General features: G+C 34.8%; 13 protein-coding genes and 1 tRNA gene. 10 read left to right on the top strand and 4 right to left on the bottom strand.

What is annotated here, in order from left to right; translation table 11 throughout:
• Positions 1-15 precede the first annotated feature (15 nt).
• The 3 genes from dnaG (at position 16) to ACFIJW_RS01575 (ending at position 5,434) form a co-directional block, all read left to right on the top strand.
• Positions 16-1,953: a DNA primase gene (gene dnaG, locus ACFIJW_RS01585; protein ID WP_375633032.1), complete on the top strand. Its 1,938-nt coding sequence runs from the start codon at positions 16-18 to the stop codon at positions 1,951-1,953.
• A gap of 393 nt (positions 1,954-2,346) precedes the next feature.
• Positions 2,347-4,362, top strand: coding sequence for an RNA polymerase sigma factor RpoD (gene rpoD / locus ACFIJW_RS01580; protein WP_375611971.1), 2,016 nt, complete (start codon positions 2,347-2,349; stop codon positions 4,360-4,362).
• Positions 4,363-4,972: 610 nt separating this feature from the next.
• Positions 4,973-5,434, top strand: coding sequence for a YcgN family cysteine cluster protein (locus ACFIJW_RS01575; RefSeq protein WP_375633030.1), 462 nt, complete (start codon positions 4,973-4,975; stop codon positions 5,432-5,434).
• Between the two features lie 29 nt (positions 5,435-5,463).
• On the opposite strand, the gene ACFIJW_RS01570 is transcribed toward ACFIJW_RS01575, so the two are convergent.
• Complete coding sequence (locus ACFIJW_RS01570) at positions 5,464-6,207, bottom strand: SIMPL domain-containing protein (RefSeq protein ID WP_375633029.1); 744 nt, start codon at positions 6,205-6,207, stop codon at positions 5,464-5,466.
• Between the two features lie 170 nt (positions 6,208-6,377).
• Here ACFIJW_RS01570 and ACFIJW_RS01565 point away from each other — a divergent pair.
• Positions 6,378-6,454, top strand: a tRNA-Ile gene (locus ACFIJW_RS01565).
• A gap of 1,699 nt (positions 6,455-8,153) precedes the next feature.
• A complete protein-coding gene (locus ACFIJW_RS01560; RefSeq protein WP_375633027.1) occupies positions 8,154-8,345 on the top strand; it encodes a hypothetical protein in 192 nt (63 codons plus the stop codon).
• Here the strand turns inward: ACFIJW_RS01560 and ACFIJW_RS01555 are convergent.
• Positions 8,269-8,583 (bottom strand): helix-turn-helix domain-containing protein, encoded by a 315-nt coding sequence (locus ACFIJW_RS01555; RefSeq protein WP_007347852.1) that lies wholly within the window; start codon positions 8,581-8,583, stop codon positions 8,269-8,271. The genes ACFIJW_RS01560 and ACFIJW_RS01555 overlap by 77 nt on opposite strands.
• Before the next feature lie 609 nt (positions 8,584-9,192).
• Between ACFIJW_RS01555 and ACFIJW_RS01550 the strand changes: the two genes are divergently transcribed.
• The 4 genes from ACFIJW_RS01550 to ACFIJW_RS01535 all read left to right on the top strand — a co-directional run bounded on the left by ACFIJW_RS01550 (position 9,193) and on the right by ACFIJW_RS01535 (position 10,429).
• Positions 9,193-9,318, top strand: coding sequence for a hypothetical protein (locus ACFIJW_RS01550; RefSeq protein ID WP_375613352.1), 126 nt, complete (start codon positions 9,193-9,195; stop codon positions 9,316-9,318).
• A 21-nt stretch (positions 9,319-9,339) separates the two neighbouring features.
• On the top strand, positions 9,340-9,588 hold the full coding sequence (locus ACFIJW_RS01545; protein ID WP_375633025.1) for a hypothetical protein: 249 nt from the start codon (positions 9,340-9,342) through the stop codon (positions 9,586-9,588).
• Positions 9,589-9,894: 306 nt separating this feature from the next.
• Positions 9,895-10,206, top strand: a complete 312-nt coding sequence (locus ACFIJW_RS01540) for a hypothetical protein (RefSeq protein WP_375613354.1) — start codon at positions 9,895-9,897, stop codon at positions 10,204-10,206.
• 52 nt (positions 10,207-10,258) lie between these two features.
• Positions 10,259-10,429, top strand: coding sequence for a hypothetical protein (locus ACFIJW_RS01535; RefSeq protein WP_375621377.1), 171 nt, complete (start codon positions 10,259-10,261; stop codon positions 10,427-10,429).
• 529 nt (positions 10,430-10,958) lie between these two features.
• On the opposite strand, the gene ACFIJW_RS01530 is transcribed toward ACFIJW_RS01535, so the two are convergent.
• Together ACFIJW_RS01530 and ACFIJW_RS01525 are read right to left on the bottom strand one after the other, a co-directional pair.
• Positions 10,959-11,138 (bottom strand): DUF1508 domain-containing protein, encoded by a 180-nt coding sequence (locus ACFIJW_RS01530; protein ID WP_142416545.1) that lies wholly within the window; start codon positions 11,136-11,138, stop codon positions 10,959-10,961.
• A 390-nt stretch (positions 11,139-11,528) separates the two neighbouring features.
• Positions 11,529-12,068 carry a helix-turn-helix domain-containing protein gene (locus ACFIJW_RS01525; RefSeq protein WP_375611979.1) on the bottom strand — a complete coding sequence of 180 codons (540 nt, stop codon included), beginning with the start codon at positions 12,066-12,068 and terminating at the stop codon, positions 11,529-11,531.
• Between the two features lie 359 nt (positions 12,069-12,427).
• On the opposite strand from ACFIJW_RS01525, the gene ACFIJW_RS01520 reads away from it, so the two are divergent.
• Complete coding sequence (locus tag ACFIJW_RS01520) at positions 12,428-13,480, top strand: DUF475 domain-containing protein (protein WP_375633023.1); 1,053 nt, start codon at positions 12,428-12,430, stop codon at positions 13,478-13,480.
• Positions 13,481-13,902 lie beyond the last annotated feature (422 nt).

Raw genomic sequence — 13,902 nt, 5'->3', positions numbered from 1 at the left:
ACTCTGTGAGAGATAATGCGTTTTCCGCCCGATTTCCTTAATGAACTGCGTACGAGACTCCCAATTTCAACAGTGATTGGTCAACGGGTGGATTTTGATCCTCGAAAAAGTAAGCCTTCACGGGGAGACTTTTGGTGTTGTTGTCCATTTCATGGTGAAAAAACGCCAAGTTTTCATTGTGATGATCATAAAGGGCGCTATTATTGTTTTGGTTGTGGTGTAAGTGGAGATATTTTTACCTTTTTGTGTGAGCTTGATGGACTGCACTTTTCAGAAAGTGTAGAGCGTTTGGCTGATTTTGCGGGAATGAAACTCCCTATTTTGGATTCACAAAGTCATAAACGTCAACTGGAAAAAGCTGACCTTTATGATGTGATGAAAATTGCCACAGATTTTTTTCAATATAATTTACGCGATAAAGGAGGTATGCAAGCACGTCGTTATCTGGATGCACGTGGTGTTACACCAGAGCTTGTAGAGCGTTTCCGCATTGGTTTTGCACCGGTAAGGCGTACAGCTTTGAAAGAAGCTTTGAGTGCACGGGGCATTTCAATAAAGCAAATGGAAGAATGTGGGCTTCTCTCAGTGCATGAGGAGAGCGCGGATTCTTATGACCGATTTAGAAATCGCATTATGTTTCCTATCGAAGATTTGCGCGGACGTGTGGTGGCTTTCGGAGGGCGTGCATTAGAGAAAGAGACACAAGCAAAATATCTCAATAGCCCTGAAACAGTGCTGTTTCATAAAGGAAATATACTTTATAACGCGGCAGCAGCTCGCAAAAATAGTCGCTTTGTTGGCGATGAAAAAATTCATTCACTCCTTGTTGTTGAGGGGTATATGGATGTCATTGCATTGACTAAAGCTGGTTTTGAAGGAGTTGTAGCACCCTTAGGGACAGCATTAACGGAAGCGCAAATTGAGCTTTTATGGCAGATGGGGAAGGAACCTATTTTGTGTTTTGATGGTGATGATGCTGGTTTAAAAGCTGCCTTTCGTGTTGCTGATCGTGTGTTGCCTCTTTTAAAGGCTGGGGTTTGTGTACGCTTTGTTTTATTGCCACAAGGGAAAGATCCTGATGAAATTGTTTGTGCTGGTGGAGCACAGCTTTTTTCTTCTTTTTTGCAAAAAGCTATTCCTTTGAGTGAGCTTTTATGGTGGCGTGCTACCTATGGAAAGCATTTTGAAATTCCAGAGGCACGAGCAGCGCTAGAAAAACAACTAAAACAACAAATTTTTACGATTAAGGATGAAGATGTCCGTCGTTATTATTTGCAAGATGTAAAAAAACGCCTTTTTGATTTTTTTCGTTCCTCTTTTTCAAAACAAAAGGGGGAAGGGCGATATGGTCAATCTTCACCAAATAGGACCTTTAAAGATCAAACCTTTTCTCTGTTAGCAAATTCTGAAATAGTACGAAATTCTTCGCAATCTATCCCTTTGCGTGAAGCAGTGATTTTACTCACTTTAGCTTACTATCCTGAGTTGTGGTATGAAAATTTTGAAATTCTTTCTGAATTAGAATTAAAAAATACTCAATTGATAATTTTTCATCAAGCTATGTTGGAAATTCTTGGGGACCAACAGCTTCATGATAAAGAGACGATGGTTGCGTTCTTAGAAAAAAGAGGGCAAAAGGCTCTGTTAGAGCGTATGAAACATCTTGTGCAAAATATTGGTATGCGTATTATTCCTGGTGGAGCCCCTATAGAAGATGCGCGTGCTATATTAAAACAAGCTGTCTACTTGCATCTTCAAGAACACCACCTACATAAGAGGTTACAGGATATTGAAGAGCAACTTGTAGAAAATCCTAAGAGTGAGGTTTTTGATCTGCTTCGTGAGGTAAAAAATGAGCTGGAGCAGATGCAGGCAACAGAAGCGTTAATTGAAGGATTTGGAAGTTGGTTGGATGAAAAAATAGACGGGAATACACAAGATACGATAAAATGATTCGCTTTTTTAATGCGAATCAGTCACTTAAATTTTAGATGAGGAAGTTTATGTGGAGTGACATTTTTATAAAGATGACAATTAAATTTTAGGAAAAGCGGGTAAATTTTAGGAAAAGCGGGTAAATTTTAGGAAAAGCGGGAAATTGGTTCTTACGATAGGGTGCAGAGATTATCTCAGAAGGGCTGAGAGGTGTCGGGGAAACTTCTGGAGTTTTCCCGCGTTTTTGTCTGGATGTCAAGTTTGTCTGGATGTCAGGGCGTATACAAAATGTATTCTTTCCAATGGTAATCTCTTAACAGGAAGTATATATGAGTAACTATTGGTAGATTTTAGTGAGAACAAAAAAACTGGTCACATGGAAACTGTGAAGTGATCGAGTGGAGTTATGGTATGGCAACAAAGGTTAAACAGAAAGATAATGCAGAAGTAACAAACCAAGCGAGTTTGGATAGTCCTCTTCTTGATTTTTCTGATGATGCCATCAAGAAAATGATTAAACTTGCCAAAAAAAATGGTTACGTAACAATGGATGAACTCAATGCAGTTCTTCCTTCTGACGAGGTTACATCCGAACAAATTGAAGATATCTTGGCGATGTTCTCTGAGATGGGGGTTAATGTTGTGGATGATGAGGATGAAGTTGAGTCTGAAAATTATGAAGAAGAAGTTACGGTAGAGGGGGGTGATTTAGTAGAAGCCTCTAGCCACGCAATTGCAACGACAACGAATAAACGCGAAGTAACAGATCGTACGGATGATCCGGTGCGTATGTATTTGCGTGAGATGGGAGCTGTTGAGCTTCTTTCGCGGGAAGGCGAAATTGCCATTGCTAAGCGTATTGAAGCAGGGCGTGAGACAATGATTGCAGGACTTTGTGAGAGTCCTTTGACTTTTCAGGCTCTTATTATCTGGCGTGACGAGTTAAAAGAGCAGCGTATTCTTCTTCGTGAAATTATTGATCTTGAAACGACTTATGCTGGTCCAGAAGCAAAGCAGGCTCCTGTTATTGAGCGAAGTGAAGTTGATAAGACCGTAGAAGAAAAAATGTCTTCTGGTATACGTAATATGGGGGAGAGCGCAGGAGAGAGAAACATTGAAGACGATGATGAAGAGGACGAGGACGATGTTAACTTATCGCTTGCTGCAATGGAAAATGAACTTTGTCCTCAAGTTATGGAAACATTGGATTTTATTGCTCAAACCTATGTAAAATTACGAAAATTACAAGATCAGCATGTTGAAAGCAGTTTGGCAGAGCGTAAAGAGGGGGCCCTTACATCTTCTCAGAAGAAGAAATATATTCAATTAAAGGGTGAGTTGATTCAAGCAGTAAAATCTCTTTCTTTAAACCAAAATCGTATCGAAGCTTTGGTTGAACAGCTTTATGACATCAATAAGAGATTGATTCATAATGAAGGTAAGCTGAAACGGATTGCCAATAGCTATGGCATTGGCCATGAGGACTTTTTAAAAGAATACCAAGGGCGTGAATTGGACGCAGATTGGATGAATTATATTGCTGCTTTGCCTACACCTGGTTGGAAAGAGTTTTCGGTGCGTGAAGCAAAAGAAATCCAAAAACTGCGAAGTGAGATACAAAATCTTGCGCAAGAAACGGCTATTTCGATTGGTGAATTTCGTCGGATTGTTATGCAGGTGCAGAAAGGTGAACGCGAATCAACAATTGCAAAAAAAGAGATGGTAGAATCTAATTTGCGTCTTGTCATTTCAATTGCAAAAAAATACACCAATCGTGGTTTGCAGTTTCTTGATCTTATTCAAGAGGGCAATATCGGTTTGATGAAGGCTGTGGATAAGTTTGAATATCGGCGCGGCTACAAATTTTCAACTTATGCAACATGGTGGATTCGTCAAGCTATTACACGTTCAATTGCTGATCAGGCACGTACAATTCGTATTCCTGTTCATATGATTGAAACAATTAATAAAATTGTTCGTACCTCGCGTCAGATTCTCCATGAAATTGGACGAGAACCAACACCAGAAGAATTATCTAGCAAGCTTTCTATGCCGTTAGAAAAAGTACGAAAAGTTCTTAAAATTGCAAAAGAACCTATTTCTCTCGAAACGCCTGTTGGTGATGAAGATGATTCCCATTTGGGTGATTTTATTGAGGATAGGAATGCGTTATTACCAATTGATGCTGCTATCCAAGCTAATCTGCGAGATACGACAACACGCGTTCTTGCTTCATTAACACCGCGAGAAGAACGTGTTTTGCGGATGCGTTTTGGAATAGGGATGAATACAGATCACACGTTGGAAGAAGTAGGACAACAATTTTCAGTTACAAGAGAGCGTATTCGTCAGATTGAAGCAAAGGCACTTCGTAAATTGAAACATCCTAGCCGTTCACGAAAATTGCGCAGTTTTCTCGATTCTTAAATAAAGGAATTCGTGTGCATTTTAATAACTTCCTCCTTCTTCTTAATGAAGGGGGGAGGTGCTTCATGTTGTACTTGGATACTTTCTTGAGAAAAACATAGGAAGAATTTGAACAATCTAGAAAGTTTACGATGTTTAATGTTTTTCTTAGCTTTGGGGCTTTATACTTCTCTGTCTCAAAAGAATAGATATAGGGCAAAGGGTGGTTATGGAGTAGAGAGTAGGGGGCTTTCAAGAAATGAACGATAAAAACATTACCTTGCGTATAGCGCGGCTCGTTTTTAAGAAATGAGATCTATTAGGAATAAACTTATATTGCAACATACGGACTTTTTGATGAAAAATGTATATTCTTTGCGGAATTTTTCTATCATTTTAGGTGACGCATTTTATTCTTCGTTAAGTTTACAAAGAGATGTTTCAATAGGTTATGTTCATTTATATGCGCTATTTTTGAATATTCTCTTTTTATTCAGATAGCTTTTAAGAACATGGTTTAAAGTATACATTGAGTTGAATCTTTTTAAGAGACAGAAATAGATGAAATTATAGAAATTAAACGTTTCATTTTTTATAGATCGTCTTAATTAAAAAAGGTGTGTCTGAGTTTATGAGTGAAGAACTTCCCTTTTGGAAAGTAAAAAAATTAGAAGAGATTTCCATTTCTGAGTGGGAGAGCCTTTGTGATGGCTGTGGCCGTTGTTGTCTCCATAAAGTTGAGGACGATGATACGGGTGACCTTTATGCAACCAGTATTGCTTGTCGTCTTTTAGATGGGCAAACTTGCAGGTGTCGAGATTATGCTCATCGTAAATCAATTGTACCAGATTGTATATCGCTAGATATTACGATAGTTAAAACAGCGCGTTGGCTTCCAGAAAGTTGTGCTTATAGATTAATTTATGAGGGAAAAGATCTTCATTGGTGGCATCCATTGGTATCAGGGGATTGTCAGACGATACATACAGCGCATATTTCTGCACGCGGACAAATAGAGATTTACGAAGACGAATTATTATCTGAGGAAGATTATCTTTATCATATTACTGGTCTTCTACGTGAAGGCCAGTAATATGATTTTTTATACAACTTGTTTGTGACTTAATCGATCGCAAAGACTACAGTGACGCTCACGTTATAATTTAATTCACCACCTGCAAAATTTGTATTTGCGTAGCTTACATCTGCTGCTCTACTCATGAGCCGTGGTGTTGGGTGATAGTAATCATCCTTTTCATTGATTTCAATAATTTTTCCTAATTTTAAATCGGCTGCTTGCGCTATCGTTTGCGCTTTTTCAATGGCTTCAGTAATGGCTTTTTTACGTGCTTCTTGATAAAATGGCTTTGTATCTGCGTTGGTAAAAGTAATGCCGTTAACTGAATTAACACCTAGTGTCATCGCTTGATCAAAGATTTTACCAGCATTGGTAAGATCACGAATGCGCACGGTTAAAGAATTTGAAACATGATAGAGTTTTTCATTATTCTTTTTTTCGTGGTGTTTATCAGAGGTCGACTGATAAATGGATAAGCCTGATGTTTGCAAATCATTTTCTTGGATGCCATTGTTTTTAAAAGCGTTTATAATATCATTGATGGATTGATTATTGGAAGCTAATGCCTTTTGGGCAGTTTTGTCATAGGTAACAACGGCTAGATTAATAATGGCCATATCCGGTGCTGCTTGACTTTCTCCGATTGCTGTCACTGTAATCGTTGCATTTTTCATTTTATTTTCTTCAGCATAAGCACGTACAGTCAACGATGTGGCTAAGAGTGTAAATGCTAATATAACTGTTTTAACCAGAGAACCCTTCAGTGGTTGAATTTTCTTTTCTATCATATCTATACCTTTATATTTGTCAGTTAATTATTCTCTCATTTTTAAGAGTTTTTGTAAAGAAATTAGAGCACTGAAAAAAAAACCAATAGAAAAGAGAAAAAGATGGGTTATAATCTTTGTCAGCTCTTGTATCATAGGGCATTTTAGTTTAGAGAGAAACAACCTATGTGGGGCCTGTAGCTCAATTGGTTAGAGCCAGCGGCTCATAACCGCTTGGTTGGGGGTTCGAGTCCCTCCGGGCCCACCAATAGGGAAATGTCCAATAGAAAAATGGATCGCTTATATAAAAGTTTTGAGATTCTACCTTTTTTGTTTTTTATTTATTTTCCTGTTTGTTTTAGAAGCTTTTGGTCGTTGTTTGTTGCAGTTTTTTCTCTCAGTCGCTTTAATATGATGGTATGTTTTCTTAGTCTCATCAAAGGAGTTCTCTCATTTGCAACCTTTTAGCATTTGGATTAACTGATATGGGGCGCTATTTACTTTCTTAATTCATATACTGTTTTGTACTTTTTCTGTGTGGTGTTCTTCATAAAATAGAAGGCTAAAAGCTTCATTGGATAAGTTTATTTATACTTGTTCTGCAAATAAATAGACCTCAATAAAACCAATTTTAAAGATTGGACCTGTTCAGAACAAATGGCTCAAAAAACATTTAGTGTAAATTTGCTTTTTTCTTAAGTGATGCTAAGGTCTTTTAGACGTTCGAATAGCATCATCGTGATGAAAGGTTAGTGTATAAGAGAATGTGATCTATGGGCATTCATATGTATCATGGGGCAACGATGATAATAACATTTGTTGATATTTTTTTTCCAAGAAAGGAATTCTATTTGATATTTTGAGAAATATTGTTCATAGTGACGGTGGCGTGTTCTTTGAAAAGAATTTTATTAATTGTTCTTTGAAAAGTCAATTGAGTGATTATTTCTATCGCTTTGCATCATCCAGATTCTATTGTAATAAGCATTTTATTATTCTGTAAGAAATATTTTCTATGATATTAGAAAATTCATTAAAATGCCATTTTCTGTTTTTGTGTATTTTTTGCTTAAAGTTTAAATTATAGAGTTTTCATGTGATCCGAATTATTATTGAAGAACAGACGTCTTTTTTGATTTTACTCTCATAAGGAATTGGCAATATTGCGGTAACCCTAGCACTTTTTTGTATTGCTAACATTTTTCTCGTATTGATCGTATAGAGAGTTTTATCTTTATTATGAGTTTTTTCTCTTATGAAAAATTATTGGCAGGGAGGGTGTTTTTTTGGAAAAGTATACTTTTTCTTCAAAGTCATACTTTGAAAATATAATTCTTCATAATTTGCATAAGGGAATTTCTCTCTTGTTGTAAATCTGTATAAAATTTACGTACAAAGATTGTGCGTGGTGATTCGTTTTATTTTTTAATAGTATCATTTTTGCTTATGATAGAGACTTATATTAGTATTTACAAGGGGCGTTTAGAGGGGAGGTTACCTGTAAACGTGTTACAGAGTTTTAGGTAATGTGGCTCTGTTTATAAGAATTTATTCCTATAACATTGATATATTCTTGCTTTGCAATATTGTTAAAAAAATATAGATGGTGCTATGTAGAATAAATTGTGATGTATTTTTTTCAAAAAGCTTTTTCGTGTTCTCTTATATAGAGTTCAGGAGTGTCTTCAGGGATATTTTCACATTAGTTTTTATTGGTCCGAATCGCAAGATCTGCGTAACATTATTCGCGTTTTTGATAGATTATACCAATTTTCATAAGAAGGTCTGGATCGTGTGATGCTTTCTGTTTCACCATGGTGCATGACTAATAGAACTTCATCTGATTTTGTAAAATAAGTTTGTACACAATTGCTTCCATACTGCCTATTGCAAATATTTTTTTCTAAGGTATGAGATATATTTTAAACGCTTTAGCGTTATATAGTGTGACTACATGGAGTATGACTATGAAGAATGATAAAAAATTTGAAACAACTTTATCTGATATTATTGTGAAATGGGAGTCTTTATCGACGTCTCAAAAGCAAGCGATATTGGATAAAGTAGAAAATTCTACAGATTCTACAGATTCTGCTCATTCAACAGAACATTTAAGGCTTCAATCTTCTTTTTATCTCCAGACGAAATCAAAGTTATGAGTTTTAAGTCTTCATCGGAGATGTTGAAACCAGTTATTACATATATGGCACTAGCATTTCCCAGTGTATTCAAAATAGCCATGAGTTTGTCTACAGAAGGCCTCTTGCCTCCATTTATCATTTGTTGGACGTAATTTTGTCCACAGCCTGCAGCTCTGCTTATTTCAATCATTGTTCGTCCGTCACTTTTTATTAATTCAACTAAGCGTTGGAACCAATCTTTTTCAGTCTTTGTCATTTTTAGACCTTTACATATTTACGCTATAGCGTTAATATTGCGTTGCGAATCCAGAATATATGATACAAGGAGCGTGAAAATATCCATGTGTAGCTCTTCGCTAAGGAAGCATATAGAGTTGTTTTTAACTAATAACAAAATGTCCCCATACACTTTCAGATTCGAATCAATAAAAATGGTTGCTTAGTTCCACGGTTGTGAAAAAGTAAATGTGTATACCAGAAAGGGCGATACACACTCGTATGTTTATGAGATTTCACTATGATAGTATACGTAGCAGCATTATAAATCAAGATATACCCCAACATCAGAATTTGTAAAAAAAATTCTGCGTTGAGGTAGTGTGTGAATATAACGAAGCTTTAGAGCCTTAAGAGATAGGATAATGGCTGTAGAAAAAATGTAAATTGCATAGACAAAGAATACTGATTTCTTCTTTATTGTAATAAATTAGATCACTATCAGATGGTATATCGTATATATGCGTAAAAAAATGGGAAATATCAAAAAAGTGATCTTGGATATTTTATTAAACAGGAAGGTAATCTGATCCACAAAGGTGGTTGTTTGGTAGAATTGTACATTCGATCAATGCCCTTATGGCGATGAATGTGTTTTTATGATGCTGCGGTTTATAATGAAGTCTGTGTTTATAATGATATTGTTATTGATAACAATGCATTAACATATGGTTGTTTAGTTGTTCGTAAGAGTTCGCATGTTTATGAAAAATAAGAACTTTATCGTTATTTGAATATGAGTGGAGATGCATATGTTTATGCTAATGCGGTCTTTTTTGATCAAGTTTTGAATGCTCAATGTATTGAATTTTGTGGTGATACTCGTGATTTTAGAAAGGCTCGAGTTTATAATGATGCTTTAGTTTGTGGTGATGTAAAGATTTGTGGGAAGGAAAAATTTTACAGAAATGCTGTGCTTTGTGACACTGAAGATTTTTGTAATAATGAAAAACTTTCATATATAGCCGCATTCCTCATGGCGTAAAAAAGGAAGATAGGAACGATTTGGGCAAGGCTTGTATGATTGGATTGCGTCGTTAGTTTTATTTGACGTTCCTTATTTTTTGTATTTTGTGTCAATAAACGTGTCGCAAATAATTGGTGTGAGTGTAGATTTAGCCGCTTTCAGAGATTTGTTTGCGTCATTTATCAATGCTTTAATGGAGAAAATAAGAACGCCGAGAGTGACTGTTCACACTTGGAACATGCAATTTATTGCATTCTTTTTTTGATTGAGGATGAAACAAATTGGTCAAGATGATCACTTGAGCGACAATTAAGGGAGATCCAAATGAGTGTAAACGAAATTTTATTGGGAGCAATGATTGTTGTTTTGTTGTGCAGTGGGGTTATATTTCGGTTTTCTTTATATTATCGCAGTCAAGTGAAAATTTTAAAAGAGGAATCTAGAAGAATAAAGCATGAGTTTTTAAGAGATTCTATGAAGATGACTGAAGAACGAGATAGGGCTATTAGAGAGCAAAGTATGGTGATTAAAAGACGTGACCAAGCAATTGAAAAACTGAAAAAACAAATTAAGCAATATGAAAAAAATGAAAAGAAATATAAAAAAATGCTTAAATCTGAAGATGATAAAGAGTGATTGTATTCATATTTTGCATTAAAGGGTTTGGAAATGTGTTAGGAAGATTGGAATGACGAGAGAGATAAACTTTAATGAAGCCAATTATGGTGCTGATGGAGAGATTGTATTGGAAGAGAATATTCAAGTTTACTCTGATTTTATGACAACATTTAAGTTTATAAGACAGAGCGTCGTTGATCATAAAATAAGAGTTTATGATGATAAACCAGTTTATAGGTAGGCTGGTTATTAAAAAGCGCGTCTATACAATCCAGCAATTTTATATTATTACTGGAAACAATTTTGCACGTTCTTTTTAGATGTAAGGTATAAATGCTACGATAGTTTCAGCTAATAGGTATAAAAAATTGCATGATAATAGAAAGAAAGAGATATTTGCTTTTTATGAAGATGAAATGGGTAAGTCAGTTATGATTATCAGATACAGAAGAGGAATATGAACGTAAAAGATATTAATATCTTGTAGAGTAAATATATTTCTCATTGATGATTTATCTTCTCTTCATGTGCGTTTATTTTTTATGAAAAATACAAAACTTAAAAGATTTTCTTTTTGATAAAGGCTATAGAGATTTGAGTATGATTGAAAATAAACATATAATCTGTAAGAATATGACTGTTATTTGTGAGTGTCAGAAATAATACAGAACTTCCTCTCATTGAGGGGAAATCAATCACTTTTCATTTATCACAAAAGTGACTACCATACCATTATACAAAATAGACGCTTGTTTTAATGGTAAAGAACGTTAGGACTGTAGTTCTCTAATAAGAGCCTTATGTGTAATTTCTTTTATTTGCTCAATATTGATTAGGATATCTTGTTTTGTTGGATAACCTTTACTAGAAAAAGCAATTTTTTGTGCATCTCCTGAGATTAAACGCCAGTACCATTGATTGTGAACTCCTTGAAACACCTCAAAATACATGCTTCCCACCTCATAAAATAGCTGATAATTTTCAGGATAAATATTTAACTAATCCGCTTGTAAACATTAATGTATGTCTCTCTAGGAAGTCGTCAATATATTCCCCTTAAATTTTCTGACCTTAAAAAATAATTTCTATGAGAGCTATTATTCTTTTAACAAGAAAAAATTTATTGTCAATAAGATATGAATGAGAATTTTATACTATAAAATTATTTTTTTTAATTTAAAGACACTATACTTTCATTTACAACGCAAATATTTTTCTGTCGTTACAGAAAAAAGTTTATAAATTATATAAAATTTCACCAGCAAGGATAAAGTAAAAAATACTTTTTTCCATACTGGTAGAGTTTAATCATTTCTTGTTTTTTCTTTTTAAATAGACGTTTATTGATTAGCTATAACCTCTTTTTGGGATACGCTTCGAATGAGTAAATCAATGAATAAGCTAAGGGTATAAGAATTGGCCATTTTAGCTTTCATATCGATAAGAGAGGTTGTAGTTTTAGGGTTAAAACCATTTGATAAACCTTGTCTTGACAAATATTGCTGCAATTTTTCATAAGAACTGTCGATTTTTTCTTGATTTAGTTTTTCGTTACGATCACTATCGGCAAGAGTTTCTTCCAGCCCCTCGATTTTTTTAATAAAATAATTCCAGTCAAAATCACCTTTTGTATATTCGGTGTCAAACATTTTTCCTTGTCCAGTTAAAAGCCAATTAATATTGACACCATATAACGTGCGGTATGTTTGTAAGACACTAAGATTGGGTTCTCTCTCTCCACGCTCATAAAAAGCAATGGAATTTTTTGTCATGCTAAAACTTTTAGCTAAGGTTTCACGTGATGGATCGCCTAAAGCAAGACGTACATAACGTAAACGTTTTCCAAATATGGTTTTTGATTCAGTTTCAGGACGTGCCACGAATTATCTCCCTCGGTAAATCATCATGGTATAAATCATTAAATAATAAAAGCACACTATGTATTAATATTCTATGATATAATGTCAATATTATAGCTTTAATTTCTTGTTGTTTTTTTTATTTGTGTAGCTAGAAAGCAATCTTGCACTTATTGTATTGACAATTGATATTCACTTCAAAACAAAATTCCTTGTTGCTACATTTGTCTCTTGCTTTTTTTGAGAGAATTTTCATGTAACTTTACCATATATATTCTATACACCTCTGCATTAATAGATGCAACTTTAAAGAGATGCAAACTTTGGATTGGTACTGGGTGTGCTTAGATGAAGTAGAAAATAAACTTTGAGGAATGATCATGGCCCTATTACGCTATTTTGGGTTTGCTTTTTTTTTCACGATTATTGGTGTCTTTTTAGGAGGGGTTATTGGTTGGTTTGAAACGGAAAGTATTACTGGTTTTCTTAAATATTTTTTTATTTGCTTTGTTTTAGGAGTTTTGGAAATTTCTTTATCTTTTGATAATTCTATTATCAATGCGCGTGTTCTTAGTAGAATGAGTCCATTGTGGCGTCGTCGTTTTCTTATGTGGGGCATTTTGATAGCTGTATTTGGGATGAGAATTGTTTTTCCATTATTGGTGGTTGTCGTTGCTGTTGGGATTAATCCAATTGCGGCAGTCAAATTAGCGATATGGGAACCACATCGATATGCTGAAGTTTTAACCGATGCGCATATGGGGATTGCTGCTTTTGGAGGAACTTTCCTTATGATGGTTGGCTTAAAATATTTTTTTGATTCTGAAAAAGAAGTGCATTGGCTTAATGTTATAGAGAAACCTGCTCAAAAGTTTGGGGCGCTTGTTGGAATTGATATTGCAATTGTTTTGATTTTGATCTTATTGGTTTCAGGTCAGATTGACGCAGAAAATAAAATAACTTTTTTATTGGCAGCACTTTATGGACTTTTAACCTTTATCGGTGTTGAAGTTGTCGGTCATCTTTTGGATACTCCTCAAAAGACTTTAACAACAGTAGCTCACGGGGGAGTAGGGGCGTTTCTTTATTTAGAAGTTCTTGATGCTAGTTTTTCTTTCGATGGCGTGGTTGGTGCTTTTGCCTTTTCACACAACCTTTTTATTATTGCGATAGGTCTTGGTATCGGAGCATTTTACGTTCGTTCTATGACAATTATGTTGGTTGAATCAGGAACATTATTGCATTATCGTTATTTAGAGCATGGTGCTTTTTATGCAATTCTAGTTCTTGCAGTGATTATGTATCTGCAAACGATTATATCGGTTCCTGAAGTTTTAACAGGACTTGTGGGAGTCTGTATTATTGGAATGGCATTATATTCTTCGATTCGTTTTAAGCATCGTCAATTAGATAAACATGTTGTATCTAAGTAATGGAGATTTCTCCCTTTTTCACACTTTTGTTTATCGCATATCTTTGAATAGAAAGAGGGCTTTTATGCAAAATAAAATACTATTTTATTGCTTATTTGCGTTTTTTTAAGTTGAGTTTATTGCATAATACTACCCATGAAGGGAATAATATACAATCTCTAGGATACTTTTTGACCTAAATATAAGACAGAAAGCTGATGCTATACTTTTTACCAGCTTTCAATATTATGACAAGCTTTTGCATTAATGGTTCATAAGAGGCCTTTTTGCTGTTTTTTTGAATGATTTCTATTCATACATTGGATTCTCTTTGTAACGTGTAAGAGAATGGTTTTGAAACAGGTTTGAAATGAGAGAATTTACGATATTCTGAACTCTTACTTAAATATGTGCAAAATAATTTATCCTTTATAAATCAGTGT

The sequence above is a fragment of the Bartonella sp. MM97QHHN genome (assembly GCF_042194285.1).
Lineage (GTDB): Bacteria > Pseudomonadota > Alphaproteobacteria > Rhizobiales > Rhizobiaceae > Bartonella.
This window is presented reverse-complemented; position numbering and strand designations above follow the sequence as displayed.